The sequence below is a fragment of the Flavobacterium araucananum genome (assembly GCF_002222055.1).
Classification (GTDB): domain Bacteria; phylum Bacteroidota; class Bacteroidia; order Flavobacteriales; family Flavobacteriaceae; genus Flavobacterium; species Flavobacterium araucananum.
This window is the reverse complement of the sequence record NZ_MUGS01000002.1, coordinates 238,052-263,955: the sequence shown is the minus strand read 5'-3', so window position 1 is coordinate 263,955 and position 25,904 is coordinate 238,052. Positions and strand designations below refer to the sequence as shown.

The window sequence follows — 25,904 nt, the reverse complement described above, 5'->3', positions numbered from 1 at the left end:
TTTTTTTATTTAGAAACTGAAAAAATTGTGACCGAAAAGTGTAAAGATAGAGCGTCCGATAGATTGGTTTTTTTCTTCGACCGTTTCGTAAGAGGAGAAACCAAGGATAATTTTGATTCCGGGCGGAATACTGTTTAAAATATCTCTTTTTTGATCGTCCAGAAGCAATTTTAAGCTTTCCAGTAATTGAAGATTATTTCTAAGATAAGAAGCGACTAATAAGGCTGAAAAATTAAGAATCTCCCTTGCTGTCTCACTTTTGATTCCGACTTCGTTTGAAATCATTTCAGAAATCCTTCCTTTTTTATTGGTGAAAATTTCTTTCAGTAAAACGTTTCCTTCTAAACGGTAACAATCATCTACTGATAAAATTCGGCCGGATGTAAAATCAACTTCCTGATAAAACGTCGAATCATCCGGTAATAAGGAGACAATTCCTTTATAAAAATCTGATTCCTCTGCCCTATTATACAACCCCATCAAAACCGTACCTATCGAAACATCAATTCCCTTGATTAAAAGTGCATCATTTTCAAAATAAAACTTGTTTAGCTTGGAGACAACATTAGAAGAAATAAAACGTCTAAGTTCAATTTGTAGGTTTGGAGTCATGTTTAAATTGTTTAAAGAAATTATTTAAATCTATTCAAAATAACCGATAAAGTGAGGCTTTTTATCGTTTATCAGGATAAAAATATAAAATATTTTAACATATCCAAAAAATAAGTTAAAATATTAATCCCGAGATAAACAGTCTGTTAAGAGCAATTTTTAGAAGTATCAATAAATATAACCCTTTCGTTATCAAAACATACACAAAAGGTGGAATTACAGAAATAAATATTTTTTGCAAAAAAAATGAATTATAAGAAAAAGCTTAAGCGTATGTTACACAATTAAAATAAAATTGTTCGATATTCCCATGTCACATTCAAAAATATACCTAAAAAGATGATGCAGAATAAAAAATTCAAAAAACTAGATGCCAGAAAACCAAGTAATGATCCGGTTGCAGCTTTTAACGCTCGCTTGTGATTTTTAGAATCATAGATTAATTCACCAATAAAAGCCCCTACAAAAGGACCAATTATAACACCAAAAGGGATTGGTGCAAGAATCCCAACAATCAAACCAATATTGGTTCCCCAGATTCCGTAAGAACTTCCGCCAAATCTCTTCGTTCCTTTTGCCGGAATTACATAATCAAGAACTGTAATTACTATTGTTATCAAAAGAGTAATACCCAAAACCCAATAATTATTGTCTACCGCTTTTGTCATATACAACAACAATAAACCTACCCAACAAGAGGATAACCCAGGCAATACAGGTAAAAAACTACCCAAAACGCCCACAATCATACATATAAAACCAAGTAATAACAATAGTGAATCCATATATTTTTTTGTAATTTTGTACCTACAAATTCTTAATAAAAACTCTTAAATGCGTAAAATATTGCAAATCGTATTATTTACTTCTTTGATTATTTTAATCAGCGATAATACGTATTCGCAAGTTAAAAAGCTTTCGATCGATGATCAACTACTTCAGGACAGCATTTATAAAAGTAATAAGAAAAAAGTACTTAATTTTTCTATGAGAGAATTTGATTCCCTTTTCTTTGAATATTTTAATCATAGAACCGATTCGAATGTGGTGTTAAGCAGAAAAGATTTTTATGCTTACACGGTTCAAATTGCCATTTTTTCTGACCGATTGGCAAAATTATATCCTGATCAGAAAGAAGTTGCAGCACAAAACAAAGAAAAATGGCTCTTAGAAAGCTATGAAGATTATTTGCAATACAAAGCATCTCAAAAAAAATAGTCGTATTTTTATACCTTTAATCAGTCCATTCAATTCAACATCAAAATCTTGAAGCAGTTTTTCCTTTTTTTAGTTATTTTATTTTTCAATTCTTGTCAATATATTGATAAGCAGGTTCCGTCTGAAAAAGAATTACTTCAAAAAGAATTAAAAACAATCAACTGGAAAGAAGTTGACGAATACCCGTCTGTACCCAATTGCGAAAAAATAGCCGATAAAAAGCTACGCCAACAATGTTTTTTTGACGTTATGGCACAATTGATTCAGGAAAAACTAGACATCGATACACTGTCTATACTGTATCCGGAACTTGATACCATAGCCGTAAAAGTAACGGTTTTTCCAAATGCTACCATGAAATTTGAGCCACAATTCCCTAAAGATTCAGTCGCTTATGACACCATCAAAATCGATAGTATTCTACACGCTCGTTTAGTCGATTTTCCAAAAATAAATCCTGCTCTTAAACGCGGACTTCCGGTAAAAACTCAATTTATCTTGCCGGTAATTCTTAAAGCAAAAGGTAAAGAATAATTTTACTGTTTTCTTTTACAATTTAAATCGTCTCCCCTTCCATTCATAAGAACCAAACAGACTATATAACGCTACAGTTGAGCTAAAAAAAGGATATAAGAAACTACTTAAAAGCAAACTTTTTATTCTTGTCTTTCTCAAAAATTGATTTGTGATATAAAGCAATACAAAGTCAATTGTAAACTTTGAGAAAGCAAACAAAACAAAAAACGGATAAGGCAAAATCCCAAAAGCTAAGGCGAAAAATCCTATTACAAAATTTAGGTTTCCAAAGAAAACAAGCAATCCTAAAACCTTTCCAAAACTGCTTTGATATGAACTTGTTTTTGCTGCCCAACGCACTCTTTGGTAAAATAGAGATTTCCAGCTTTCGGTTGGTTTTGTACTTACAATCGATTCTTCCGATTTTAAATAATGAACTTTATCAGGGAATAAATTGGTCGCTTTTTGCAATAAAAAAACATCATCACCACTTGCAATTTTATCATTTCCATCAAATCCGTTTAGCTTTTTGAACAGCGATTTTGTGTACGCAAAATTAGCTCCGTTACACATAAAAGCTTTACCTAGCCCAAAACTTCCTATTGTTGCTCCTTGTAAACTCGTTAAATCTAATTGCTGAAAATGATGCAAAAATGAATTGTCGCATTCATAAGTTACAGCACCGGCAAGCATCGAAACATTGTTTTGCTGAATGTAATTGTCAAATATGAGTAACCAGTTTTCCGGCACCAGACAATCTGCATCAGTAGTTATAACCCAGTCTGTTTTTACGACTTGCATCGCTGTAGCTATAGCATCTTTTTTTGGCGAATTCGAAACCCGAATATTATCAATAACAGAAACCTGAAACTTCAAACCTGAAACCTCAAACTTCTCCTTCGAACTATCATCAACCAAAATCACTTCAAACAAATTTGTTGGATAAATCAACGCCGAAAAACTTTTTAGAAGATTCGGTAAATTCTCGCCTTCATTTCGAAACGGAACTATAATTGTAAAACTAGTTTGAGGCTCTAAAACTGTTTTTTGATGCTTTTTTACTCGTTTAAAACCATAAATAAGCAATCCAATACCAGATAAATAAACAACAGAAATTATACTTAGAATAATGGTAATCATAACTTTGTTTTAAAATCATTTTTCATTCGCAAATGTAGTCCCTACGGGACATTCTTACTCACTCATTTTATTGTTTTCTACCAATATTTAACGCCTAACGGAGTATGTTTTGCAAAAATTATAGATTGGCAAATACATCATTGTACTTGTATGAGTTACCACAAACATTTAACGCCTAACGGAGTATATCCGGCATAAATTACAAATTGGAAGATATATTATTGTACTTGTATGATTTACCACAAACATTTAACTCCTAACGGAGTATATCATACAGAAATTATAGATGGCAAATATATCATTGTACTTTTATTACTCCTTAACCCATTGGGTGTAATTACTTCGTCTGTTCGCTTCGCTTGCGTCAAAAAATATGTTACTATGTCTTAAAATTAATTACACCCAACGGGTTACTCCTTAAAATACATTTAACATTACCAAAAGTATATCTCGTAGAGATTATATATTGGTAACCAGAATCAATATGCCTGACTAATTTTGTCTCGTAGGGACTATATAAATCTTTAATCAGATAAAGAAACTAGTCCCTTTTTTTGCCAATTATTGTTTAAGGCTTACTGAAGAGCTTTTAAAATTCAACACATAATAAGCACCAATAACTACCGGCAAAACCACATTAAGAAACCACATCAAAGTGCTTATAAAAACCACAATCCATTCGTTTACACCCAAAATCCCAAAGAAATAGACGGCAACACTTCCTTTTACCGCAAAGTCTAAAAACTGAAAAGTAGGCAATGACGAAGCCAAAAAGTAAACCACTGCAATTGTAGCAATCAGCGTGAAATAAGGTAAATGAACATCGAAAGCCAAAAACAAAAAGTAATATTGATGAGAGAAAACTAAATAGCGTAAAACTCCTAAAAGAATATTTTTGCGATGAATTGGTTTTGGAATTTCATTGATCTTATGCAGCAATTTCTCGATCGAATATCCTTTGATTTTTATTTTTTTCAACGAAAACAAAACAACAAAAAGCAAGACAAAAATACCAAATAAAACAGCTACTGTTTGTGCTGTAATAATCTCATATTTAGCATTGAAATACAACATCCCAAAAATCCCAAAAATCACTGTTAAAATCATCTGGATTCCATTACAGATCAAATTCAGGAAAACTACTTTTTTAGCTTCTGTTTTAGGATAGAATAATGCTTTTCCGGCATACTCTCCTACACCATTTGGCGTAAAAATTCCAGCCGTAAGTGCTGCCAGAACTTGTTTTGTAGCTTCCCCTAAAGAAATTTCATGAATTACCCTGGCTAAATTTTGCCATTTCAAAATCTCAAAATAACGATTCAAAACACTTAAAAGCAGGATAAATCCAATTCCTGATACCGATTGATTCTTATGAAACAAGGTGATAAACTTCTGCCAATCGAGTTTATCATTGTGTGCCAATTGATTATAAATAAAATAAAATGCACCGCCTACAATCAAAAGTTTGACCAGAAGAACTAGGAATTGTTTAGCTTTGTGAGGAATTGAAATCATCTTGCAAAGTAAAGGAAAAACTATTATACAAAGTCACGCAAAGCCCCACAGAGTTTCGCAAAGATTTTATAGAAATTTAAACTTTGCGAATCTTCAAGTTTCTTCGTGAATCTCTGTGTAATTACAAAAAATGACAAAAGAACGTATCATATTAGGTATTGACCCCGGAACAACGATTATGGGTTTTGGATTGATTAAGGTCATCAATAAAAAAATGGAATTCTTGCAACTAAACGAATTGCAACTTTCTAAATACGACAATCATTACCAAAAACTAAAAATCATTTTTGAACGCACAATCGAGTTAATCGAAACACATCATCCTGACGAAATTGCGATCGAAGCTCCTTTCTTTGGTAAAAATGTACAATCGATGCTTAAATTAGGTCGTGCGCAAGGAGTTGCAATGGCAGCAGGACTTTCGAGAGACATTCCGATTACTGAGTATGAGCCTAAAAAGATAAAAATGGCGATTACCGGAAACGGAAACGCCAGTAAAGAACAAGTGGCAAAAATGCTACAACAGCTTTTAGGACTAAAAGAATTGCCAAAAAATCTGGATTCTACCGATGGATTAGCAGCCGCAGTTTGCCATTTTTTTAACTCCGGAAAAATCGTTGCCGGAAAAAGTTATACCGGCTGGGATGCATTTGTAAAACAAAACGAAGATAAAGTTAGAAAATAGTCTTCAGTGGCCGTTTACAGTTATACTAAGACTGGAAACTGAGACTGAAAACTGAGACTGAAAACTAAAAAATGTCAGGAATATACATTCATATACCATTTTGCAAGCAGGCTTGCCATTATTGCGACTTTCATTTTTCGACTTCCATGAAAAAGAAAGACGAAATGATTTTGGCTTTAGCCAAAGAAATTGCCATGCGCAAAAATGAATTTGAGCTTCTTGACTCTGCCGGAAATAACAACCAAATTGAAACCATTTATTTTGGCGGTGGAACACCTTCTGTATTAACAACCGAAGAAATTAATCTTCTGATTCGTACTGTTTACGACAATTATAAAGTTGTAGAAAATCCGGAAATTACGCTCGAGGCAAATCCGGATGATTTATCTACAGAACGAATTTTAGAGTTATCCAAAAGCCCAATAAACCGTTTAAGCATTGGCATTCAATCTTTTTATGAAGACGATCTAAAGATGATGAATCGAGCTCATAATTCGGTAGAAGCTATAAATTGCTTGACAGAAGCAACCAAATATTTTGACAACATTTCGCTTGATTTAATTTACGGAATCCCGGGATTGACAGATGAAATGTGGAAGAAAAATATCGAAACAGCTTTGTCGTTTGGTATTCCGCATATTTCAAGTTATGCTTTGACGGTTGAACCTAAAACAGCTTTAAAAAAACTAATTGATACCGGTAAAATCGCTGAACCACAAGACGAGGTCGCTTCAAACCATTTTATGATTTTGGTCGACATGCTTCAAAAAAATGGTTTTATTCATTACGAATTATCAAATTTTGGGAAAGAAAATTATTTTTCAAAAAATAATTCGGCGTATTGGTTAGGTAAAAAATATATCGGAATTGGCCCTTCGGCACATAGTTATGATGGTAAAAAAAGAGGTTGGAATATTGCTAATAATTCTCTTTACTTAAAATCTATTCAGGAAGATATCTTGCCCATAGAAACAGAAACCCTAACACTCTCTGATCGTTATAACGAATATATTATGACCGGTTTAAGAACCATTTGGGGTGTTTCGCTAGAACGAATTGAAAATGAATTTGGATTAAATTATCTGACTTATCTCAAAAAACAAAGTCAGAAATTCTTAGACGACGATTTGGTTTTTATCGAAAATAATATTTTAAAACCTACTGCAAAAGGAAAATTTTTAACGGATGGAATTGCAAGTGATCTCTTTTACTTAAATTTGGAAGAATAAAAATTGGACACTGATAAAACGGAGGCAGGCAACGCTGATAAAAATCCGTAAAATCCGCGTTAAAATATCTGTAAATCCGCGTTCCGTTATGCTAGCACTTATTGACGACAAATACCAAATAGACTTATCAAAACCCATTGATATTTCGATTCCGTTAACCAATACAGACGAAAACCCAATTGCATGGTATATTGAAAAACCAGTTATTGAACCCGTGGTTTTTGGCGATTGGATTGGAAAAGTTTCGGAAGGAAAATCATCAACAAACTTTAATAATATCTTCTTCAATCCGCATGGACATGGTACACATACGGAATGTTTAGGACATATTACAAATGATTTTTATAGCATCAATCAGTCTTTAAAACGGTTTTTCTTTTTTGCAAAACTAATTACAATCGAACCTGAAAAAATCGGTGATGATTTGGTGATTACGAAAGAAAGTATTTCGACTTCGCTCAATGGGACAATTGAGGCTTTAATTATCCGAACGGTTCCAAATCAAAAAGACAAAAAATCTCGAAAATACTCGAATACAAATCCACCCTATTTCTCTGAAGAAGCTGCTGTTTTTATCCGCGAAAGCAAAATTGAGCATTTACTTATTGATTTGCCAAGTGTGGACAAAGAACATGACGAAGGGAAATTATTGGCCCACAAAGCATTCTGGAATGTAAAAGACACTTTATACCTAAACGCTGACGCACGCTTAAATGCAACAATTACAGAAATGATTTTTGTTGCTGATGAAATTCAAGATGGTGATTATATACTAAATTTACAAATCGCTTCGTTTGAAAATGACGCAAGTCCAAGCAAACCTATTTTATATAAAATTTAAAGTTTGCCACGAATTACACAAATTTACACAAGCTAATCCTGTTTTTTTGCCACAGATTAAGGGATTAAAATGATTTAATCTGTATCAAAATAAGAATAAAGAAATTAGTGTAAATTCATGTAATTCGTGACAGAAAAAACTAAACCAATATGATTAACGTTTCTACAGATAAAACTAAACTTGACGTTCCGTTTATTCAAAATTTCCTAAAGGATATTTATTGGGCTGCGGGAAGAACAATCGATGAAGTTCAAACTACAATTGATGCTTCGGTTTGTTTTGGAATTTACCTGAATGACAAACAAATTGGCTTTGCACGCGTAATTACAGATTATGTCGTTTTTGGATATGTTATGGATGTTTTTATTACCGAAGAACATCGTGGAAAAGGATATTCATCCATTTTAATCGAAAATATGATGAACGAACCAATTCTAAAAGACATTAAAATCTGGCGATTGGCTACAACTGATGCTCATTTTTTATATCGTAAATTTGGCTTTACTCAATTGGAACATCCTGAAAAATTAATGGAGAAAAAACTATGATGAAAACAATAACTAAACTTGAAGAGTTAGGCTTATTTATCCTCGGAATCTATTTATTTAGTCTTTTAACGTATCATTGGTGGTGGTTTTTAGTTTTACTTTTAGCTCCGGATTTGTCAATGTTTGGATATCTATTTGGAAACAAAAGCGGCGCATTTTTTTATAATGTATTTCATCATAAAGCAATTGCAGTTTTATTATATATCGCAGGTAGTTATTTAAAAATCGAAAGTATACAATTGGCGGGAATCATTCTATTTTCTCATTCTGCTATGGATCGAATTTTTGGTTATGGATTAAAATATGAAAAAGGTTTTAAATACACTCATTTAGGTGAAATTGGTAAATAAAAAATAATATGAATTTAGAAACGTATTACGAATATTGTCTTTCAAAAAAGGGAGCCAGCGAGCATTTTCCTTTTGATGAAGACACTCTGGTATTTAAAGTTGGCGGCAAAATGTTTGCTTTATCTTCCTTATTGCAGTGGGAGAAAAATGAACCTTCGGTCAATTTAAAATGCGATCCGGAACGTGCTCAGGAATTACGAGCTGAATATGACGAGATAAAACCGGGCTTTCACATGAGCAAAGTACATTGGAACACTATTGGCTTAAAGGGGAATTTATCGACTTCTTTTGTAAAAGAATTAATCGATCATTCGTATGAGTTGGTTTTCAAAAGTTTGACAAAGAAAATTCAGAATGAAATTATTGAATTAGAAAATTAGGCATTACATTTGCATCGTAAGATAAAAAACTTAACAACTCAATTAATTTGCAAATTAGCAACTTATAGACATGAAAGAACAATTTAAAAAATTTCTGAACGAAGAACAAGATCCAAAAGCGATTGAAAAAATCACTTCGAAACTCAATGATTTATTGATGAAAAACGAAGAAATTGGCTATATCGCGGTTCAAAAAAAACCAGCAATTACTGTTTTTCCAGATAGCATAATCTTAACCAACAAACGTATCATCATTTGTAAACCTAAAAATTTAGGGCTTTCAATGGATTTTACGGATTATACCTGGGATGATATTACAAGTACTTTTGTAAAAGAAAACATTTTGGGTTCTGAGTTTTCATTTGGCACTCAGACAGACTTGACTATTTCGATCGATTATATCCCAAAAACTCAGGCTAGAAAAATTTATACATACGCTAAAGAACAATTAGATTTACTTAAAAATCCGGTTGTTGCACAAGCACCTATTACAGAAACAACTCAAACTATTGAGACAGAAGATGATTCTGAAGACGATGTTGAAGAAGTTGAAACAGAAGAGGTAACAAATTATGCCGAAATTTTGCCTGCAACAACAACACCTTACGAAACTTTTGAGCCTATTCAGCAAGCGCAACCTTCGACAGCAGATCGTAAATTAAGCGAATTATCTAAAGAAGAACTTTTTGATAAATTACAGAATTATAAAAAATTGCTTGATAATGGTTTAATCATGCAAGGTGAATATGATACTTACAAAAAAGAGATTTTAAGCTATATGTAGTTTAGTCTGAAAGTTTTAACCTTTGTCTAAAATAAAAAAGCCAGAAATAGAAATATTTCTGGCTTTTATTTTCAAGTCTATACTCTGACTTTTAACTTTTGACTTTTGACTTTATAACTTTCAACTTACAAAGTCGCTTTTTGTTTTTCTACAAAACTATGCGCTTGCAGTTCCAACAATTCTGTTGCTTTCTTTCGTTGCAAATCGTATAAATTTTTATCCCCGGCAATATCAGCATAAACCCTATCGTGCATTGAAGCACTTGTTTTTACCAATAATTCACGCTGGTATTTATTTTGTACCAAAGTAGCTTTCATTGCTGTTTCGGCTTCTTCCTGTTTAAAATCGAATTCGCCTTTAGGGGCCAGTAATTTAGCTATAATTGGAGAAGTTTCGATCGCGAGAAACAACAACATAATAAAGAATGATGGCAACCAGGGCAATTTATCTAAAGCGTTTATACGAGCCATTAAACCATCAAAACCTTCAATAATAGGTTGAGTTTGCAAGACTTTTTTATCTAAATCGGCTTGTAGTTGTTTACCTGTTTTTTCTTTTTCGGCAATTTTGGCCTCATTAGTTGTTTTTAAAACTGCTAATTCTTTTAAGGAAGCATCGTGTTTGTCTCGCTTCTCTTTATAAACGGGTCCTTTGCCCAGCTTTTTAGTTCCCGTCGTTCCTTCGGCTTCTGTAATATATGTTGAATACAAAGCGTTTACTTCTTTTTCTTTTGCAAGGATATCATTTTTTAAAGCCGCAATCTCAGCTTTATTTTTATCTACATCTGATTTGAAGTAATTACCAACTTGCTTTTTATTTGCCAATTCCATTTCATTTTTTTCTTTTAATAAAACGGTATTGATTTCTTTTTCAAAAATTTTAATCTCCAAAGGTTTAGAAATTACAATGGCAATAATAACCGCCAACAAAATTCGAGGTGTTGCCTGAAGAAATTCATCAAGAAAACGGTCTCTTTTTTTAATTGTTGAAACAATAAAACGATCTAAATTAAAAATGAGTAAACTCCATACAAATCCAAAAATTAAAGCTGGATAAATTGAGTCAAAAACAGTAAAAAGCGCATAGGCACTTGCAAGAAAAGCCATAACAGCGGTAAAAAAAACGGTGGCTCCAATACCAACATATTTGGTTTGTTCGCCTTCTGAGCAATTATCGAGTAAGTCCCGATCAGCCCCAGAGCAGAGGATAAAAAATTGTTTTAACATGATTGATGATTTTTGATTGTGATTGATAGGGCAAATTTAACGCCAAAAATTTAATTCTGATGTAAATAGTTGATTTGTTTTTACTTGCATCAATAAAAAATCCTTTTTTGTTAAATGTTATTTTAACATTAATCTATTTCTAATGTTGGAAAGGAATCATAACACTATGTTAATTTTTTCTATCGCCTTTAATAACATTAAGGTTCTAGTTTCGCAAGAAATCAAACTAAAACACAATGAAAAAAATTTATTTAGTAGTAACATTCATGCTATTAGCCTTTTCAGGTTATGCTCAAAAAGCAATAATCTCCGGAAAAGTATTAGATATTGATGATAAACTTCCTTTACCGGGAGCGATGATTCAAATTGTAGGTGAAAACAAATACACGGTTTCAGATTATAACGGTCGTTTTGAATTGCTTAACATCAATGTTGGAACTTACAAAGTAGAAGTAAAATATATAGGATATACTGCGATAACTCAAGAGATCACTGTAGAACAAAGTAAAAATAACGTCATCGATTTTGCCCTTAAAACTTCAGGAACAGAACTAAATGAGGTTATTGTTGGAGATATTCTAAAAGGCCAGGCAAAAGCTTTAAACCAACAAAAAAACAGCAAAAATATCGGAAACATCATTTCATCTGATCAAATGGGGCGGTTTCCTGATGCAAACGTTGGAGATGCCTTAAAACGTGTCCCGGGAATTACAATGCAAAATGATCAGGGCGAAGCACGTAACATTATCATTAGAGGTTTGGCTCCGTCATTGAACTCGGTAACTTTAAATGGTGATCGAATCCCGTCTGCCGAAGGAGACAACAGAAACGTGCAAATGGATTTAATTCCATCTGATATGATTTCGACAATCGAAGTCAACAAAACCCTGACTTCTGACATGGATGCTGATGCAATTGGAGGGTCTGTAAATTTGGTAACCAGAGCAACACCTAACGGCCAAAGAATCTCAGCCACACTTGCCGGTGGTTTTATGCCAATACGTGAGCATGCAACCTATACTGCTGGTTTAGTTTACGGAAACCGTTTTTTTGACAATAAATTAGGAGCTGTTTTTAGCGGTTCTTATAATAATGTAAATTACGGATCTGATAATATCGAAAACGAATGGGTAAAAGATAAATTCGGGAATGAATATCTACAGGCATCAGAAATTAGAAAATATGATGTACAACGTATTCGTCGTAGCGGATCTGTGGCATTAGACTATAAATTTGATGAGAACAATACGATTTTTGCCAACGCAATTTATAACTGGAGAGACGACAGAGAAAACCGTTTTAGAACTACTTATGATGACATTGCACCTATTTATAATGGCGAACAAATTACAGGTTTTAAAGGTCGTGTAAAACGTCAGACAAAAGGAGGGGTTGATAATAATCGTGATAAAAACCGAAGATTAGAAGATCAACGTGTTCAGAATTATTCGATTCGAGGAGAACATTTAATCAACTCCGAACTAGATTTAGACTGGTCTGCCAATTATGCAAAAGCAAGAGAATATCGCCCTGGAGAACGCTATATCGAATACCGTCAGAAAGGCCTGGATATGGTTCAGGATTTGTCTGATATCAGGTTTCCGCTAATGACAACAACCGGAGAATCTCTTGATAAGTTCAAATTTCAAACCGCTACAGAAAATACAAATGAAACGAGCGAAAGTGAATTTGGGGCAAAAGTGAATATCCGTTTTCCTTTTACGATTATTCCTTCTGAAAAAGGAAGATTGAGAACCGGGCTTAGACTTCGATTAAAAGAAAAAGAAAGAGATAATAATTTCTACGCTTATGCACCAATCAATACTGATATGGCTTTGTTATCACAAGTTCAAAACAGTTATTACGATGGTCAGAACTTTAATCCGGGAAGCAAATATGTTCCTGGAAGTTTTGCTTCGGCAAATTTTCTGGGAAGTCTGGACTTAAACAATGCTGCATTATTTAAAAAATCCGAAGATCCATCAGAGTTTTTAGCGGTAAATTATAATGCCAAAGAAAGTATTTATGCCGCTTACGTAAGATGGGATCAGGATTTTAACGACAAACTTTCTATGGTTTTAGGTTTCAGAGTCGAAAATACTCATATTGATTATACAGGAAATCGCGTTTTAGATGAAGAGAAACTAGAGAGTCAAATAAATACGACGAATGCCTATACAAACTTGCTACCGAGTATTTCGTTGCAGTATAATGCTACAAAAGATCTCGTTTTGAGAGCGGCTGTTACAACGGCTTTGGCAAGACCGGACTATTATGCATTGGCTCCTTATGTAAATAATATTGCTGCCGATAAAGAAATTACAGCCGGAAATCCGGATCTTGACGCTACCTATTCCTATAATTATGATTTTATGGCCGAGAATTATTTCAAATCTGTTGGATTAATTTCAGGTGGTGTTTTTTATAAGAGGCTAGACAATTTTATTTACAACTATAGTGACAATCAATATACTGATGCAAAATTTGCGGCTGATTTCCCCAATCAGACTAATCCAATTCCAGCGGGAGAAAACTGGTCATTTTTACAATCAAGAAACGGAGATACAGTTGATGTTTATGGCTTTGAAATGGCGTTTCAACGTCAGTTAGATTTCCTTCCGGGTAAATTCCTTAAGGGATTTGGTATTTATTTAAACTACACGTACACGAAATCTAAAGCAAAAGGAATTGCTGACGAAGACGGAAACGAAAGAAATAATATCAGTCTTCCGGGAACAACTCCACACATGTTCAACGGATCGTTGTCTTGGGAGAACAAACGTTTTTCTGCCAGAGTTTCGACCAATTTCACTTCAGATTATTTAGACGAATTGGGTTCAGAATCTTACAAAGACAGCTATTACGACAAACAATTCTTTTTAGATGCAAATGCTTCGTTCAAGATTACACCTAAACTTCGTCTTTTTGCCGAAGCTAACAACTTAACAAACCAGCCTTTACGCTACTACCAAGGAGTTGAGGCGCATACCAAACAAGCAGAGTATTATCAGGCCCGATACAATTTTGGGTTAAAACTTGACTTGTAATAATCAATTTATAAAATTCTTAAATTAGACAGAACATAACCGTTCTGTCTAATTTTATTAAAATGAAATCTGTAATGAAAAATAAATCTATCATAGTTTTTTTACTTTTAAGCACTCTATTCATCGCTTGCAAAGACAATAAACTGGCGCCGGTTGCTGTAAATGCAGTAAAACCAACCGTTGTTACTCAGGCTTTACCGCACGATACTGATGATCCATCGATCTGGATTCATCCAACAGATGCATCAAAAAGTATTATTGTAGGGACTGATAAGGATACAGACGGTGCTTTGTATGCTTTTGATTTAAAAGGAAAAATTGTTGCCAAATCAGAGGTTTTAAAACGCCCGAACAATGTAGATATCGCTTACGGTTTGGTAATTGACGGAAAAAAAACAGACGTTGCTGTAACTACAGAACGTGAATCTAATAAAATAAGAATTTTTAGTTTGCCTGATTTAAAAGCAATTGATAATGGCGGAATAGCTGTTTTTGACGGTGAAGATCTGCGTGATCCAATGGGAATTGCTTTGTATACCAGAAAAAGCGATGGTAAAATTTTTGCCATCGTAGGCAGAAAATCAGGACCATCGGGAAGTTACTTATGGCAATATGAACTTTCTGGAAACGGAAAATTTGCAACTGCAAAAGTCGTTCGGAAATTTGGCGCTTATAGCGGAAAGAAAGAAATTGAAGCCATTGCGGTTGATAACGAATTGGGAACTGTTTTGTACTGTGATGAACAATTTGGGATTAGAAAATACAAAGCCGATCCTGCTTTAAACGATAACAAAGAGATCACTATTTTTGGAAAAAAAGGCTTTAAAGCCGACAATGAAGGAATTGCTATTTATAAAAAAACAGATTCTACAGGATATATTTTAGTCTCTAATCAGCAAGCAAATACTTTTATGGTATATCCCAGAGAAGGTGCAAAAGGCAATCCTGCCAATTATCCTTTGTTAGCCGAAATCCCAACATCAACAATCGAATGCGACGGCGCTGATGCGACTAGTATAAATTTAGGAGGAAATTTTAAAAACGGACTTTTTGTAGCGATGAGCAACGGAATGACTTTTCATTATTATACCTGGGATTTGATCCAGAAACGTATCGACGAAGCTAAGAAATAGTTTGCAGTCTCAGTATTCAGTTTCTTAACTGCGATTGAATACTTGGACTGTAAACTGAGACTGAGACATAACAAAAAAGCTGTTCATAACGAACAGCTTTTTTTAGTTTGAATTAGTAATCTTCCTTATTCTGTAATCGGTGCTCCGGCTAAAATTTCAGCGTTTGCAAACTCTTCAAATTTGGCGAAATTAGCTTTAAATTTCTGAGCCAATTCAACTGCTTTTTTATCGTACAACTCAGGATCTTCCCAAGTATTTCTAGGATTTAAAATTTCACTTGGCACATTCGGACATGATTGTGGTTTTGCGATTCCAAACACTTTATGATTTTTATATTCTACATTGTCCAATTCACCGTTTAATGCAGCGGTAATCATGGCACGTGTATATTTTAGTTTCATACGAGTTCCTGTTCCGTATGCTCCACCTGTCCAACCGGTGTTGATCAACCAAACTTTTACGTCTGCGTCTTTCATTTTTTTCGTTAGCATTTCGGCATAACGTGTTGGGTGCAATGGCATAAATGGTGCACCAAAACAAGCTGAGAAATTAGGTTGTGGTTCTGTTACTCCAGCTTCTGTTCCTGCAACTTTTGCAGTATATCCTGAGATAAAATGGTACGCTGCCTGACCTGGAGTTAATTTTGAGATTGGAGGCAAAATTCCAAAAGAATCTGCCGTTAAGAAAAATATATTTTTAGGATTATGACCTATAGATCCCGGCTGAATATTATCGATATGTGTTATTGGGTAACTTACACGAGTATTTTGTGTGATGGAAACATCATCATAATCAACTTCGTTTGTTCCTGCTTTAAAAACCACATTTTCTAAAAGTGCTCCTTTTTTGATAGCTCTAAAAATGTCCGGTTCATTCTCTTCGGTTAAGTTGATTACTTTTGCGTAACAACCACCTTCAAAGTTAAAAACTGTATTTTCTGCAGTCCAACCGTGTTCATCATCTCCAATTAATTTACGTGCAGGATCTGCTGATAAAGTTGTTTTTCCTGTTCCTGATAATCCAAAGAAAATTGCAGTATCTCCATCTTCACCAACATTGGCACTACAGTGCATTGGTAAAGTATTTTTGAAAACCGGTAAAATGAAATTTAAAGCAGAGAAAATCCCTTTTTTCATTTCTCCTGTATAACCTGTTCCACCAATAAGTGCTATTTTTTTTGTAAAATCTAAAATAGCAAAATTAGACTGGCGTGTACCATCTACAGCAGGATCTGCCATGAAACTTGGTGCACAAATTACCGTCCATTCCGGGGTGAAATTTGCTAATTCTGAATCTTCCGGTCTTAGAAACATATTGTAACAAAACAAATTAGACCAGGCAGTTTCTGTAACAACGCGAACATTTAATCTATAATTGGCATCAGAACAAACATACGAATCACGAACAAAAACCTCTTTGTTTGATAAAAACTGAGTTACCTTATTATATAGTTTTTCAAAAGCAGCTGGTTCAAAAGGAATATTTACTTTTCCCCACCAAACCTGATCTTCAGTAATACTATCTCTTACAATGTAACGATCCTGAGGAGAACGCCCTGTAAATTCACCTGTATTAATTGCCAATGCGCCTGTAGAGTTCTCAACACCTTGGCCTGATTGCAAAGTAATCGCATGCAATTCATCAGCAGATAATTGGTAGCGAACTTTTGCATTTTCAATTCCTAACTCCTTTAGCGAAATCGATTGCGTGAAAACTGTGTGACTGTCCATAAATTTTAAGTTGTGTGTGATATTTAATAAGAAGCAAAATTATGTATTTATTATCAAACCTTTAAAAAAAATTAAATTTCACTTTTATTTATATCGATAAAGTAAAATTTGATCTCAAAAATCAATAAAACAAAAAAATAACCGCCCCCAATTTGTTTTCTTATAATCCACTAAATGAATTTGTTATATAATTTACGTATTAAAGCAAAAAACAACAGAAATTCACATAAATAAGATTATATGTTATTTATGAGACAAAATTAAAGATTAATTTTTAGATAGAATTTTTTATTCGGGATTTTATGATTTTCTTCTCAAAATTGTAACAAATAATGCCGCCCAAGCAATAATTAATAAAAAACCACCCAAAGGAGTTGCGAATACGATAATTTTAAAATCGAAAACTGTAAGACTTTTTGTCGCTAATAAATAGATAGAACCGCTAAATAGAAGTACACCTGCCACAACTAAATTATAGATTGCTTTTAAGGTTTTTTCGGCAATATCTTTTCTGGTCGAAAGAAAAAGCAAAAACAAGGCATGATACATTTGGTAACGAACTCCAACTTCAAAAGTATTTAGCTCTTCGACAGATAAATATTTTTTTAGTAAATGCGCACCAAAAGCCCCCAAAATAATGGCTATCATTCCCATAAAAGCTCCTGCTAAAACAATTTTTCTTTTCATGTTTTCTATCTTTTTATTTCTACAACAAAAATACTTCAATACATTTTAAAAAGCATTTTAGTTTTCGAAAATCTTTTCCGGAAAAAGAATTTCATTGCTTTTTGGCTTCAAAATAAAAAATAATGCATTTTTAGAAAATTAAAATTGTTACATATTTAACAATTTAATATATTTGTGTTATATATTTAAAACATGAGAAGCATTTTAATTATTGGAGCCGGTAGATCTGCATCGTCCTTGATACGTTATTTACTATCAAAATCAGAAAGTGAAAATCTACATCTTATTGTAGCTGACCTGTCATTGGCTCTAGCCGAAAAAAAGACACAGAATCACCACAATGCTACTCCAATTGCTTTAAATATTTTTGATACCGAACAGCGAAAAGCTGCAATCGAAAAAGCATCTATCGTAATCTCGATGCTGCCTGCTCATTTGCATATAGAGATCGCCAAGGATTGTCTGGAGTTCAAAAAACACCTTGTAACCGCTTCTTATATAAGCGATGCCATGCAGGCGCTGGACGAAGAGGCCAGGAAAAACAATCTGATTTTTATGAACGAAATTGGTCTTGATCCCGGAATCGATCACATGAGTGCCATGAAAGTTATTGACGAGATTAGAGCAAAAGGCGGCAATATGTTGCTTTTTGAATCTTTTTGTGGCGGATTAGTGGCTCCCGAATGTGATAACAATTTATGGAATTATAAATTTACCTGGGCGCCCAGAAATGTAGTTCTGGCGGGACAAGGCGGGGCTGCAAAATTTATTCAGGAAGGTACTTATAAATATATCCCCTACGGAACTGTGTTTCGCAGGACCGAATTTCTGGAAGTCGAAGGTTACGGGAAATTCGAAGCCTATTCGAACCGGGATTCGCTTAAATACAGGTCGATTTACGGCTTGGATGACATCCTGACTTTATATCGAGGAACAATTAGAAGAGTGGGGTATTCGAAAGCATGGAATATGTTTGTGCAACTAGGCATGACAGATGATAGTTATATTATGGAAGGCTCAGAAAACATGAGTTACCGTGAGTTTGTGAACTCCTTTTTGCCGTATCACCCAACAGATTCTGTAGAGATTAAAACGCGATTGATTTTAAAAATAGATCAGGATGATATAATGTGGGATAAACTTCTGGAATTGGATTTGTTTAATCCGGACAAAAAAGTGAATTTACCCAATGCTACTCCTGCACAAATATTAGAAAAAATATTATCAGACAGTTGGACCCTGGAACCCAACGACAAGGATATGATTGTTATGTATCACAAATTTGGATACGAACTAAATGGCAAAAAACAGCAAATAGATTCAAAAATGGTTTGTATTGGCGACGATCAAACTTATACTGCAATGGCAAAAACGGTAGGATTACCGGTTGCAATGGCCACATTATTGATTTTGAATAAACAAATAACAACTCCCGGAGTACAACTTCCGATAAAAAAAGAAGTGTATTTACCCATTTTGAAAGAGTTAGAAGAATATGGGGTCATTTTTAACGAGCAAAATATGCCCTATTTTGGATACAACCCAGATTTGTTTTAAGATCTGGTTTTGTTAGTTTTTTTTAGAATTTTTTTTTAGTTTTTTATTTATCCGCTTCTATTTTTCAGAAGCGGATTTTTTTTTGAAAGAAAGGTGTTAACAGGTACAGAGGGACAAAGCTGCAAAGTTTCAAAGGTTTCTTTAGATTACGCAAAAGTAACAAAGGTTTTTGGGTAGTCCCTAGCTTTAGCTAGGGCTCACAATACAATGAGAAGGAAATGGCTTTAGCCCAATAAACACATTTTGATGATTAAAATTTCACCTAAAGCCAATTATTTTCTTTACAAAAACTCCAGCTAAAGCTGGAGCCTATTCATACCCAAAAGAAACCTTTGAAACTTTGTGGCTTTGAACCTTTGCAACTTTGAACCTTTTTCAAAACCTTAAAAAAAAACCTATTTCTCAGCCTGAAACGTAATTGGCAAAGTATACATTACCCGAACGACTTTTCCTTTTTGGGTGGCGGCAGTCCACTTTGGGGAAAGTTTAAGAACGCGAATTGCCTCATTGCCTATCCCGTAACCCGGATCTTTTAGTGTTGTGATATCTGTTAGACTGCCGTCTTTTTCGATCACAAAGCGTATGTAGGCTTTCCCGTCAATCTTATTTTTTCCAACTGCTACCGGCATTTTAAAATTTTCACCAATAAACTTATAAAACGCATTCATGCCACCCGGAAATTCAGGCAATTTTTCAACTTCCTCAATTACATAAAGGTCTTTTTCTTTAACATCGGCTTTGTTAGAAACCTTTTGAGCCATTGTTTTGGTACTAAAAACAAACAACAATAAAGCATAAATTATACCTACGCTAAATACTTTTAATACAACTTTAATCGGAGATTCTTTTTTGGTCATCATCAGTAAACGTTTTTTAGTTATTAAATAATTAATATTACTCGCAAGAGCAATCGTTTTTTTATTAGAAGCAAAATCCAACAATAGATTCTGATAACTTTTAACAGATTCAAACTGTTTGTTTACAGCTTCGTCAGCCAGAAATTCATGATTGAGTTTTATGGATTTTTTGTAAAGCAAAAGCAACGGATTGAACCAAAAAATAATTTGTAAAATCTCAACAAAAAGAATATCCAAAGTATGTTTTTGCTTTAAATGTGCTTTTTCATGCGCTATTAATTCTAATGGAATCTTACCATTTTCGAATTCATTTTTATTGATAAAAATAGATTTCCAGAAAGAATGCGGTAAAATAGATTCCTCGATCAAAACTATTTTATCGTCTTTTATAAAGTGTACTTCACTCCTTTTTAACCTCTTATAAAATGAATATAAGCCAAATAAAAACCGCGTTGTAAGCAATAAAACGCCCACGGAATAAATGGCTAAAATTAAAACCATTACAAAATCGCTAAACGAAATTATCTCAAAACTTTGACTGCTTTTTTGAATCACCAATTCATTGAGCTCAATCAATCCTATTGTACTTGAAACAGTCGATTGAAACGAAATAATTTGCAACGGAATCACGAAACTAAAAACCAAACTCACCAATAAATAAGCACGATTAAAACGAAACATTTTCTCGTTTTCAAGCCACAATTTATATACTGCATAAAAAACGAAAAGCAGTATTCCTGATTTTAGAAGATAGGTTGTCATTTTTTCTTTTTTTGGATTTCTGAATCGATTATTTTTCTAAGTTCCTCTAATTCTAAAGTCGACAAATTGGTTTCTTTCGTAAAAAAAGAAGCAAATTGTGATGCCGAATTATTAAAAAAACTACTGATTAATCCGTTTACATGTTTCGAGAAATAAACGGTCTTTTCGACCAAAGGATAATATTCTCTCGAATTCCCAAATTCGTTATAGGCGACGAATTTCTTGTCGATCATACGTTTCAAAAGTGTTGCAACGGTTGTTGTTGCCGGTTTTGGCTCCGGATACGCTTCGAGTAAATCTTTCATAAAAGCTTTTTCAAGCTTCCAGAGATGCTCCATTAATTGTTCTTCTGAGTTTGATAGTTGCATACTTTTAAGGTGCTAAGGTTCTGAGATACTAAGTTTTTTTGCCATGAATTGCTCGAATTTTCTCTAATTTTTTTGATGATTACGATTAATCTATATTCTATATTCTATATTCTATATTATATATTCTATATTCTATATTCTATATTCTATATTCTATTCTCTAAAAAAAACAGTAAGCTACTTTATTTCTCGCTCTGAAATCAAATTACCATTGTTATAGTTCTTGATTTCGGTTAGTTTGCCTTTGTCTGAGTAAAATTTCCAGTCTCCAAAATAAAACCAATGTGTTTCTACAGCGTTGACTTCGATTTTTGTTTTTCCTTTTGATTGTAGTTTTCCATTTTCATAATAATATTTTACAATACAGATTCCGTTTTTGTATTTCTCGGTTTTGTAGATTTTCCCGTTAATATAGGATTTCCATTTTTTTACCGCTATATCGTGTTTATAATATTCAAATGATTTATAAGTTGTGCTGTCTTGTTTATAGTTTTCGACCCAAAGACCTTCTTTCTTTTTATCAATCTTCTGATTAATAGGTTTGCTTTTACAGCCCAAAAGTATCATTCCGCAAAAAAATAGTAAAAGAAGGTTTTTCATATTTCGAATTTAACTCTACATTTATAGATGTTGCTCTACAAATGTAGAGTTATTTTTTTAATAACAAAAAGAATTTAAAAAAAGTTTCTTTTTTTAAGGTTCAAAGAAACAAAGCCACAAAGGCACAGAGGTTTGTAGAACATTGAAAGGGACAAAGTTTTTTTGAATAGTCCCCAGCTTTAGCCAGGGCTCACAATACAATGAGAAAGAAATGGCTTTAGCCAAATAAATTCTCAGACGCTTAAATATTTTGGCTAAAGCCATTTCTTTTCTTTACAAAAAACTCTAGCTAAAGCTGGAGCCTATTCAATTTCTGATATAAAAACCCTTTGTCGCTTTGCACCTTTAAACACATTGCTGTGCGTCTCTACGGAAAACCTTTGTCACTTTATGCCTTTGAACCTCTCTTTTGCGTTAGGGATAGAGGCGGTATCCTTTTATGAAATGAAATGGAATAAAAGATATAGCCGAAAGCCCGACCGCGGCAGCGGAAACGCCCATAAAAAAAATCCGCTTACTCTAAAAAGAATAAACGGATTGTATTTTGATACCTAACAGGTTTTGAAAACCTGTTAGGAAACTTTGTAAAAAAAAACTTTGTGTCTTAGAGCCTTCGTGGCAAATTACTTAGAAAGCTCTACAAAATATTTGTAAAACAACGGAATAGTTTCGATTCCTTTCAAGAAATTGAAAATCCCAAAGTGCTCGTTTGGTGAGTGAATCGCGTCACTGTCCAGACCAAAACCCATAAGGATTGTTTTGCTTTTTAGTTCTTTCTCAAACAACGCTACAATTGGGATACTACCGCCGGAACGAACCGGAATTGCAGGAACTCCAAACGTTTCTGTATAGGCTTTGTTTGCTGCCTGATATCCAATACTGTCAATTGGCGTAACATACCCTTGCCCACCGTGATGTGGCGTTACTTTTACGGTAACTCCAGACGGCGCAATATTGGTAAAATGTTTGGTAAAAAGCTCTGTGATTTCATGCCAATCCTGATTAGGGACCAAACGCATGGAGATTTTAGCAAAAGCTTTGCTCGCAATAACTGTTTTGGCTCCTTCGCCTTGATATCCGCCCCAGATTCCGTTTACGTCCAATGTAGGACGAATCGAGTTGCGCTCGTTGGTAACATATCCTTTCTCGCCATAAACATCGTTTAGGTCTAAGGCTTTTTTATATTTTTCTAAGCTAAAAGGTGCTTTTGCCATTTCGGCTCTTTCCTCTGTAGATAACTCCTGTACTCGATCATAGAAACCAGGAATGGTAATATGATTGTCTTGGTCATGCAAAGAAGCGATCATTTTTGCCAAAACATTTATTGGGTTCGCTACTGCTCCACCGTATAATCCGGAGTGCAAATCACGATTTGGTCCTGTAACTTCTACCTCTACATAACTCAACCCACGTAAACCTGTCGTGATCGACGGTTGTTGGTTCGAGATCATTCCGGTATCTGAAATTAAGATTACATCATTTTTTAGTTTCTCCTGATTGCGTTCTACAAACCAGGCCAAACTTGCAGAACCTACTTCTTCTTCGCCTTCGATCATGAATTTTACGTTGCAAGGCAAAGTATTGGTTTGCACCATAAGCTCAAGGGCTTTTACGTGCATGTACATTTGTCCTTTGTCATCGCAGGCTCCACGGGCAAAAATTGCGCCTTCCGGGTGAATTTCGGTTTTTTTAATTACGGGTTCGAATGGTGGCGATGTCCATAATTCGATAGGATCTGGTGGTTGAACATCATAATGTCCGTAAACAAGAACTGTAGGTAAATTTGGGTCGATTATTTTCTCTCCATAAATGATTGGATAACCTGGAGTATCGCAAATTTCGACAAAATCGCAGCCTGCTTTTGTTAAACTTTCCTTAACAGCCTCGGCAGTATCGATCACATCTTGCGAATATGCAGTGTCAGCACTTACCGACGGAATTTTTAATAATTCGATCAATTCGTTGATAAACCGATCTTTATGTTGTTGAACGTAAGACTTAATATTTTCCATTTCAATTATTTTTATAGAAATTCAAAAATACAAAAAATAGAATTAATATTTTTTTTCAAAAATGCTTTGAAATATAGAAGTTATGTTTATCTTTGCACCCACAATTGAGCGGATATGGTGAAATTGGTAGACATGCCAGACTTAGGATCTGGTGCCGCAAGGCGTGTAGGTTCGAGTCCTATTATCCGCACTGAAAAAGCTTCTGAGAAATCAGAAGCTTTTTTGTTTTTGGTCTTTTGACAAATATTACTACTATTTGAACCTTGTAAGTAATATAAGTTCATTTTAGTTTTGCATAATTAAATCTTTTCAAAAGATAAAACAGCTTAAAAAGAAAGTAATAAAAAACCCGATCGCATTTCTGAATCGGGTCTAAATTACTAGCCATCTTTTTGCGTATCTTCTATACTAAATAACTTTTGTAAATTTTTTAAAGTAAGTGGGCCACCAATATGAGTCACCGATTCGTTTTGTTTTTTTACAAAATAAACACTTTTAACCCCCAGCATTTTATCATAACGAATTGTCACTATATCGCCTTTCCAATTTTTATAATCAAAACTTTCTCCCTTTTTATATTCAGCACTGTTCATCACTCTAAATACTTCATTATAAATCTCTATCATTTCTGATTTTTTAAGCACATAACTCCATCTTACATCGTTTTTAGTAGTTACATCCGGCATATTTAAACTATATAATTCTCCAAACCTGTTTATTTTCGTGGTACCCATATTTACAGAAATTACTTCATCTGGCTTGCTATCTTCGGAATGCCTTACAATTTGTGCATTAAGATTAAACCCTAAAATCAAGACAACAACTAATAATAATTTTTTCATGTTTTTTTTCTTAAATTAATAATAGACAAATGTAGTCCTGCGCAAATCATTGATTTTACGATTTTCCGTAAAAGAGTAATATATTTATCGATTGTTTAAAACATTTTTAGCTTTTGGCTTTCGCCGAAATTAAAATGCAATTATAACATTGTCGATTATAACCACGAAGGACGGATTAAAATCCACCCTTACAATAGGTTTTGTCCCTACGGAACTTGCTATAAAATTCCGGAGGAATGATCTATTTTATAGCAACGGATTTTAATCCGTTGAACGCAACGTAAACGCAATATTTGTCGATTATAACCACGAAGGACGGATTAAAATCCATCCCTACAATAGGTTTTGTCCCTACGGAACTCTCCATAAAATTCCCGAGGAATGATTTATTTTGTAGCAACGGATTTTAATGCGTTGAACGTAACGTAAACACAATATTTGTCGATTATAACCACGAAGGACGGATTAAAATCTATCCTTACAATAGGTTTCGTTCCTAGGTAACTCTCTATAAAATTCCGAAGGAATGATCTATTTGTAGCAACGGATTTTAATGCGTTGAACGTAACGTAAACACAATATTTGTCGATTATAACCACGTAGAATGGATTAAAATCCATCCCTACAATAGGTTTCGTTCCTACGGAACTCTCTATAAAATTCCGAAGGAATGATCTATTTTGTAGCAACGGATTTTAATCCGTTGAACGCAACGTAAACAAAATATTTGTCGATTATAACCACGAAGGACGGATTAAAATCCATCCCTACAATAAGGTTTCGTTCCTACGGAACTCTCTATAAAATTCCGAAGGAATGATCTATTTTGTAGCAACGGATTTTAATCCGTTGAACACAACGTAAACAAAAAAATAAAAAAACAGACGCAAAAACCTCACCTTATTCAACCTCAAAATAAGGATCTAGAATCTCTGCAAATTCATTGAGCCAATAAAAGCCATCGCTTATTTTTTCGAGTTCAAGCTTTAGAGTTTCATCTTTTCTTAATATCCCCAAAGCGACTATATAGTTTAATCGTCGTATTGTTTTTGCCAGATCTTTGGCAGAGATAATAGTATTAAAAAAATCTATCAGCATTTGTTCTGTTTCTTTTGAAAGTTTTTCTGTAGTCATTATCGTTAAGTTTTAAGAATACCACAAAAATCCTTAGAACATATTTTCATTTGAGCGCATATATGAGTTCAATTCTATTTTATTTTTTCATAAAAAAAACCTCCAGCTAAAGCAGGAGGCAATTTATTTTC

25 protein-coding genes and 1 tRNA gene are annotated in these 25,904 nt (G+C 33.8%); 13 read left to right on the top strand and 13 right to left on the bottom strand.

The window, feature by feature from the left end; translation table 11 throughout:
- Window positions 1–9 precede the first annotated feature (9 nt).
- Both B0A64_RS01470 and B0A64_RS01465 read right to left on the bottom strand, forming a co-directional pair.
- Window positions 10–612, bottom strand: coding sequence for a DUF937 domain-containing protein (locus B0A64_RS01470; protein WP_089477763.1), 603 nt, complete (start codon window positions 610–612; stop codon window positions 10–12).
- 284 nt (window positions 613–896) lie between these two features.
- Window positions 897–1,397: a DUF456 domain-containing protein gene (locus B0A64_RS01465; RefSeq protein ID WP_089477762.1), complete on the bottom strand. Its 501-nt coding sequence runs from the start codon at window positions 1,395–1,397 to the stop codon at window positions 897–899.
- Window positions 1,398–1,446: 49 nt separating this feature from the next.
- Here B0A64_RS01465 and B0A64_RS01460 point away from each other — a divergent pair, with 49 nt between their 5' ends.
- Both B0A64_RS01460 and B0A64_RS01455 read left to right on the top strand, forming a co-directional pair.
- A complete protein-coding gene (locus B0A64_RS01460; protein WP_089477761.1) occupies window positions 1,447–1,830 on the top strand; it encodes a hypothetical protein in 384 nt (127 codons plus the stop codon).
- A 48-nt stretch (window positions 1,831–1,878) separates the two neighbouring features.
- A complete protein-coding gene (locus B0A64_RS01455; RefSeq protein ID WP_089477760.1) occupies window positions 1,879–2,364 on the top strand; it encodes a hypothetical protein in 486 nt (161 codons plus the stop codon).
- A 15-nt stretch (window positions 2,365–2,379) separates the two neighbouring features.
- Here B0A64_RS01455 and B0A64_RS01450 read toward each other — a convergent pair whose 3' ends face one another.
- On the bottom strand, window positions 2,380–3,486 hold the full coding sequence (locus B0A64_RS01450) for a glycosyltransferase family 2 protein (RefSeq protein ID WP_394338339.1): 1,107 nt from the start codon (window positions 3,484–3,486) through the stop codon (window positions 2,380–2,382).
- Between the two features lie 561 nt (window positions 3,487–4,047).
- The gene (locus tag B0A64_RS01445) at window positions 4,048–5,001 is read right to left on the bottom strand and encodes a lysylphosphatidylglycerol synthase transmembrane domain-containing protein (protein ID WP_089477759.1); all 954 of its coding nucleotides are present in this window, start codon (window positions 4,999–5,001) and stop codon (window positions 4,048–4,050) included.
- 130 nt (window positions 5,002–5,131) lie between these two features.
- Between B0A64_RS01445 and ruvC the strand changes: the two genes are divergently transcribed.
- The 7 genes from ruvC to B0A64_RS01410 all read left to right on the top strand — a co-directional run bounded on the left by ruvC (window position 5,132) and on the right by B0A64_RS01410 (window position 9,818).
- The gene (gene ruvC, locus B0A64_RS01440; RefSeq protein ID WP_089477758.1) at window positions 5,132–5,686 is read left to right on the top strand and encodes a crossover junction endodeoxyribonuclease RuvC; all 555 of its coding nucleotides are present in this window, start codon (window positions 5,132–5,134) and stop codon (window positions 5,684–5,686) included.
- Between the two features lie 71 nt (window positions 5,687–5,757).
- Complete coding sequence (gene hemW / locus B0A64_RS01435; RefSeq protein ID WP_089477757.1) at window positions 5,758–6,915, top strand: radical SAM family heme chaperone HemW; 1,158 nt, start codon at window positions 5,758–5,760, stop codon at window positions 6,913–6,915.
- 88 nt (window positions 6,916–7,003) lie between these two features.
- Complete coding sequence (locus B0A64_RS01430; protein WP_089477756.1) at window positions 7,004–7,756, top strand: cyclase family protein; 753 nt, start codon at window positions 7,004–7,006, stop codon at window positions 7,754–7,756.
- Between the two features lie 149 nt (window positions 7,757–7,905).
- Window positions 7,906–8,304 carry a GNAT family N-acetyltransferase gene (locus tag B0A64_RS01425; RefSeq protein WP_089477755.1) on the top strand — a complete coding sequence of 133 codons (399 nt, stop codon included), beginning with the start codon at window positions 7,906–7,908 and terminating at the stop codon, window positions 8,302–8,304.
- Window positions 8,304–8,654 (top strand): DUF4260 domain-containing protein, encoded by a 351-nt coding sequence (locus tag B0A64_RS01420; RefSeq protein ID WP_089477754.1) that lies wholly within the window; start codon window positions 8,304–8,306, stop codon window positions 8,652–8,654. Before B0A64_RS01425 ends, B0A64_RS01420 begins: the two co-directional genes overlap by 1 nt.
- 8 nt (window positions 8,655–8,662) lie before the next feature.
- Window positions 8,663–9,034 carry an MmcQ/YjbR family DNA-binding protein gene (locus B0A64_RS01415; RefSeq protein WP_089477753.1) on the top strand — a complete coding sequence of 124 codons (372 nt, stop codon included), beginning with the start codon at window positions 8,663–8,665 and terminating at the stop codon, window positions 9,032–9,034.
- A gap of 70 nt (window positions 9,035–9,104) precedes the next feature.
- Window positions 9,105–9,818, top strand: coding sequence for a PH domain-containing protein (locus tag B0A64_RS01410; RefSeq protein WP_089477752.1), 714 nt, complete (start codon window positions 9,105–9,107; stop codon window positions 9,816–9,818).
- A 125-nt stretch (window positions 9,819–9,943) separates the two neighbouring features.
- Here B0A64_RS01410 and B0A64_RS01405 read toward each other — a convergent pair whose 3' ends face one another.
- Window positions 9,944–11,044, bottom strand: coding sequence for a DUF4407 domain-containing protein (locus B0A64_RS01405; protein ID WP_089477751.1), 1,101 nt, complete (start codon window positions 11,042–11,044; stop codon window positions 9,944–9,946).
- 236 nt (window positions 11,045–11,280) lie between these two features.
- On the opposite strand from B0A64_RS01405, the gene B0A64_RS01400 reads away from it, so the two are divergent.
- Window positions 11,281–14,091: a TonB-dependent receptor gene (locus B0A64_RS01400; protein ID WP_089477750.1), complete on the top strand. Its 2,811-nt coding sequence runs from the start codon at window positions 11,281–11,283 to the stop codon at window positions 14,089–14,091.
- Window positions 14,092–14,165: 74 nt separating this feature from the next.
- On the top strand, window positions 14,166–15,224 hold the full coding sequence (locus tag B0A64_RS01395; protein ID WP_089477933.1) for a phytase: 1,059 nt from the start codon (window positions 14,166–14,168) through the stop codon (window positions 15,222–15,224).
- A gap of 125 nt (window positions 15,225–15,349) precedes the next feature.
- Here B0A64_RS01395 and pckA read toward each other — a convergent pair whose 3' ends face one another.
- Together pckA and B0A64_RS01385 are read right to left on the bottom strand one after the other, a co-directional pair.
- Window positions 15,350–16,954 carry a phosphoenolpyruvate carboxykinase (ATP) gene (pckA, locus tag B0A64_RS01390; RefSeq protein ID WP_089477749.1) on the bottom strand — a complete coding sequence of 535 codons (1,605 nt, stop codon included), beginning with the start codon at window positions 16,952–16,954 and terminating at the stop codon, window positions 15,350–15,352.
- Window positions 16,955–17,254: 300 nt separating this feature from the next.
- A complete protein-coding gene (locus tag B0A64_RS01385; RefSeq protein ID WP_089477748.1) occupies window positions 17,255–17,641 on the bottom strand; it encodes a DUF423 domain-containing protein in 387 nt (128 codons plus the stop codon).
- 192 nt (window positions 17,642–17,833) lie between these two features.
- Here B0A64_RS01385 and B0A64_RS01380 point away from each other — a divergent pair, with 192 nt between their 5' ends.
- Entirely contained in the window at window positions 17,834–19,198 is a 1,365-nt protein-coding gene (locus tag B0A64_RS01380) for a saccharopine dehydrogenase family protein (protein ID WP_089477747.1), read from the top strand.
- Window positions 19,199–19,593: 395 nt separating this feature from the next.
- On the opposite strand, the gene B0A64_RS01375 is transcribed toward B0A64_RS01380, so the two are convergent.
- The 4 genes from B0A64_RS01375 to B0A64_RS01360 form a co-directional block, all read right to left on the bottom strand.
- Window positions 19,594–20,817 carry a M56 family metallopeptidase gene (locus B0A64_RS01375; RefSeq protein WP_089477746.1) on the bottom strand — a complete coding sequence of 408 codons (1,224 nt, stop codon included), beginning with the start codon at window positions 20,815–20,817 and terminating at the stop codon, window positions 19,594–19,596.
- Window positions 20,814–21,185 carry a BlaI/MecI/CopY family transcriptional regulator gene (locus tag B0A64_RS01370; protein WP_089477745.1) on the bottom strand — a complete coding sequence of 124 codons (372 nt, stop codon included), beginning with the start codon at window positions 21,183–21,185 and terminating at the stop codon, window positions 20,814–20,816. The genes B0A64_RS01375 and B0A64_RS01370 overlap by 4 nt, the downstream gene beginning before the upstream one ends.
- A 177-nt stretch (window positions 21,186–21,362) precedes the next feature.
- Entirely contained in the window at window positions 21,363–21,785 is a 423-nt protein-coding gene (locus B0A64_RS01365) for a toxin-antitoxin system YwqK family antitoxin (RefSeq protein ID WP_089477744.1), read from the bottom strand.
- Window positions 21,786–22,408: 623 nt separating this feature from the next.
- Window positions 22,409–23,797, bottom strand: a complete 1,389-nt coding sequence (locus tag B0A64_RS01360) for a dipeptidase (protein WP_089477743.1) — start codon at window positions 23,795–23,797, stop codon at window positions 22,409–22,411.
- Between the two features lie 108 nt (window positions 23,798–23,905).
- On the opposite strand from B0A64_RS01360, the gene B0A64_RS01355 reads away from it, so the two are divergent.
- Window positions 23,906–23,987 (top strand) — tRNA-Leu (locus B0A64_RS01355).
- A 190-nt stretch (window positions 23,988–24,177) separates the two neighbouring features.
- Here the strand turns inward: B0A64_RS01355 and B0A64_RS01350 are convergent.
- Both B0A64_RS01350 and B0A64_RS01345 read right to left on the bottom strand, forming a co-directional pair.
- Window positions 24,178–24,639 carry a hypothetical protein gene (locus B0A64_RS01350; RefSeq protein ID WP_089477742.1) on the bottom strand — a complete coding sequence of 154 codons (462 nt, stop codon included), beginning with the start codon at window positions 24,637–24,639 and terminating at the stop codon, window positions 24,178–24,180.
- 900 nt (window positions 24,640–25,539) lie between these two features.
- Window positions 25,540–25,773, bottom strand: coding sequence for a hypothetical protein (locus B0A64_RS01345; protein WP_089477741.1), 234 nt, complete (start codon window positions 25,771–25,773; stop codon window positions 25,540–25,542).
- Window positions 25,774–25,904 lie beyond the last annotated feature (131 nt).

Excerpts from the sequence above, each read along its gene's own strand:
- B0A64_RS01445 (WP_089477759.1), bottom strand. The coding sequence starts at position 5,001 with ATGATTTCAATTCCTCACAAAGCTAAACAATTCCTAGTTCTTCTGGTC.
- B0A64_RS01370 (WP_089477745.1), bottom strand. The coding sequence starts at position 21,185 with ATGCAACTATCAAACTCAGAAGAACAATTAATGGAGCATCTCTGGAAG.
- B0A64_RS01375 (WP_089477746.1), bottom strand. The coding sequence starts at position 20,817 with ATGACAACCTATCTTCTAAAATCAGGAATACTGCTTTTCGTTTTTTAT.
- B0A64_RS01345 (WP_089477741.1), bottom strand. The coding sequence starts at position 25,773 with ATGACTACAGAAAAACTTTCAAAAGAAACAGAACAAATGCTGATAGAT.
- B0A64_RS01360 (WP_089477743.1), bottom strand. The coding sequence starts at position 23,797 with ATGGAAAATATTAAGTCTTACGTTCAACAACATAAAGATCGGTTTATC.
- B0A64_RS01430 (WP_089477756.1), top strand. The coding sequence starts at position 7,004 with ATGCTAGCACTTATTGACGACAAATACCAAATAGACTTATCAAAACCC.
- B0A64_RS01450 (WP_394338339.1), bottom strand. The coding sequence starts at position 3,486 with ATGATTACCATTATTCTAAGTATAATTTCTGTTGTTTATTTATCTGGT.
- B0A64_RS01425 (WP_089477755.1), top strand. The coding sequence starts at position 7,906 with ATGATTAACGTTTCTACAGATAAAACTAAACTTGACGTTCCGTTTATT.
- B0A64_RS01385 (WP_089477748.1), bottom strand. The coding sequence starts at position 17,641 with ATGAAAAGAAAAATTGTTTTAGCAGGAGCTTTTATGGGAATGATAGCC.
- B0A64_RS01365 (WP_089477744.1), bottom strand. The coding sequence starts at position 21,785 with ATGAAAAACCTTCTTTTACTATTTTTTTGCGGAATGATACTTTTGGGC.
- B0A64_RS01380 (WP_089477747.1), top strand. The coding sequence starts at position 17,834 with ATGAGAAGCATTTTAATTATTGGAGCCGGTAGATCTGCATCGTCCTTG.
- B0A64_RS01400 (WP_089477750.1), top strand. The coding sequence starts at position 11,281 with ATGAAAAAAATTTATTTAGTAGTAACATTCATGCTATTAGCCTTTTCA.
- B0A64_RS01415 (WP_089477753.1), top strand. The coding sequence starts at position 8,663 with ATGAATTTAGAAACGTATTACGAATATTGTCTTTCAAAAAAGGGAGCC.
- B0A64_RS01395 (WP_089477933.1), top strand. The coding sequence starts at position 14,166 with ATGAAAAATAAATCTATCATAGTTTTTTTACTTTTAAGCACTCTATTC.
- B0A64_RS01465 (WP_089477762.1), bottom strand. The coding sequence starts at position 1,397 with ATGGATTCACTATTGTTATTACTTGGTTTTATATGTATGATTGTGGGC.
- ruvC (WP_089477758.1), top strand. The coding sequence starts at position 5,132 with ATGACAAAAGAACGTATCATATTAGGTATTGACCCCGGAACAACGATT.
- B0A64_RS01470 (WP_089477763.1), bottom strand. The coding sequence starts at position 612 with ATGACTCCAAACCTACAAATTGAACTTAGACGTTTTATTTCTTCTAAT.
- pckA (WP_089477749.1), bottom strand. The coding sequence starts at position 16,954 with ATGGACAGTCACACAGTTTTCACGCAATCGATTTCGCTAAAGGAGTTA.
- hemW (WP_089477757.1), top strand. The coding sequence starts at position 5,758 with ATGTCAGGAATATACATTCATATACCATTTTGCAAGCAGGCTTGCCAT.
- B0A64_RS01410 (WP_089477752.1), top strand. The coding sequence starts at position 9,105 with ATGAAAGAACAATTTAAAAAATTTCTGAACGAAGAACAAGATCCAAAA.
- B0A64_RS01420 (WP_089477754.1), top strand. The coding sequence starts at position 8,304 with ATGAAAACAATAACTAAACTTGAAGAGTTAGGCTTATTTATCCTCGGA.
- B0A64_RS01405 (WP_089477751.1), bottom strand. The coding sequence starts at position 11,044 with ATGTTAAAACAATTTTTTATCCTCTGCTCTGGGGCTGATCGGGACTTA.
- B0A64_RS01460 (WP_089477761.1), top strand. The coding sequence starts at position 1,447 with ATGCGTAAAATATTGCAAATCGTATTATTTACTTCTTTGATTATTTTA.
- B0A64_RS01350 (WP_089477742.1), bottom strand. The coding sequence starts at position 24,639 with ATGAAAAAATTATTATTAGTTGTTGTCTTGATTTTAGGGTTTAATCTT.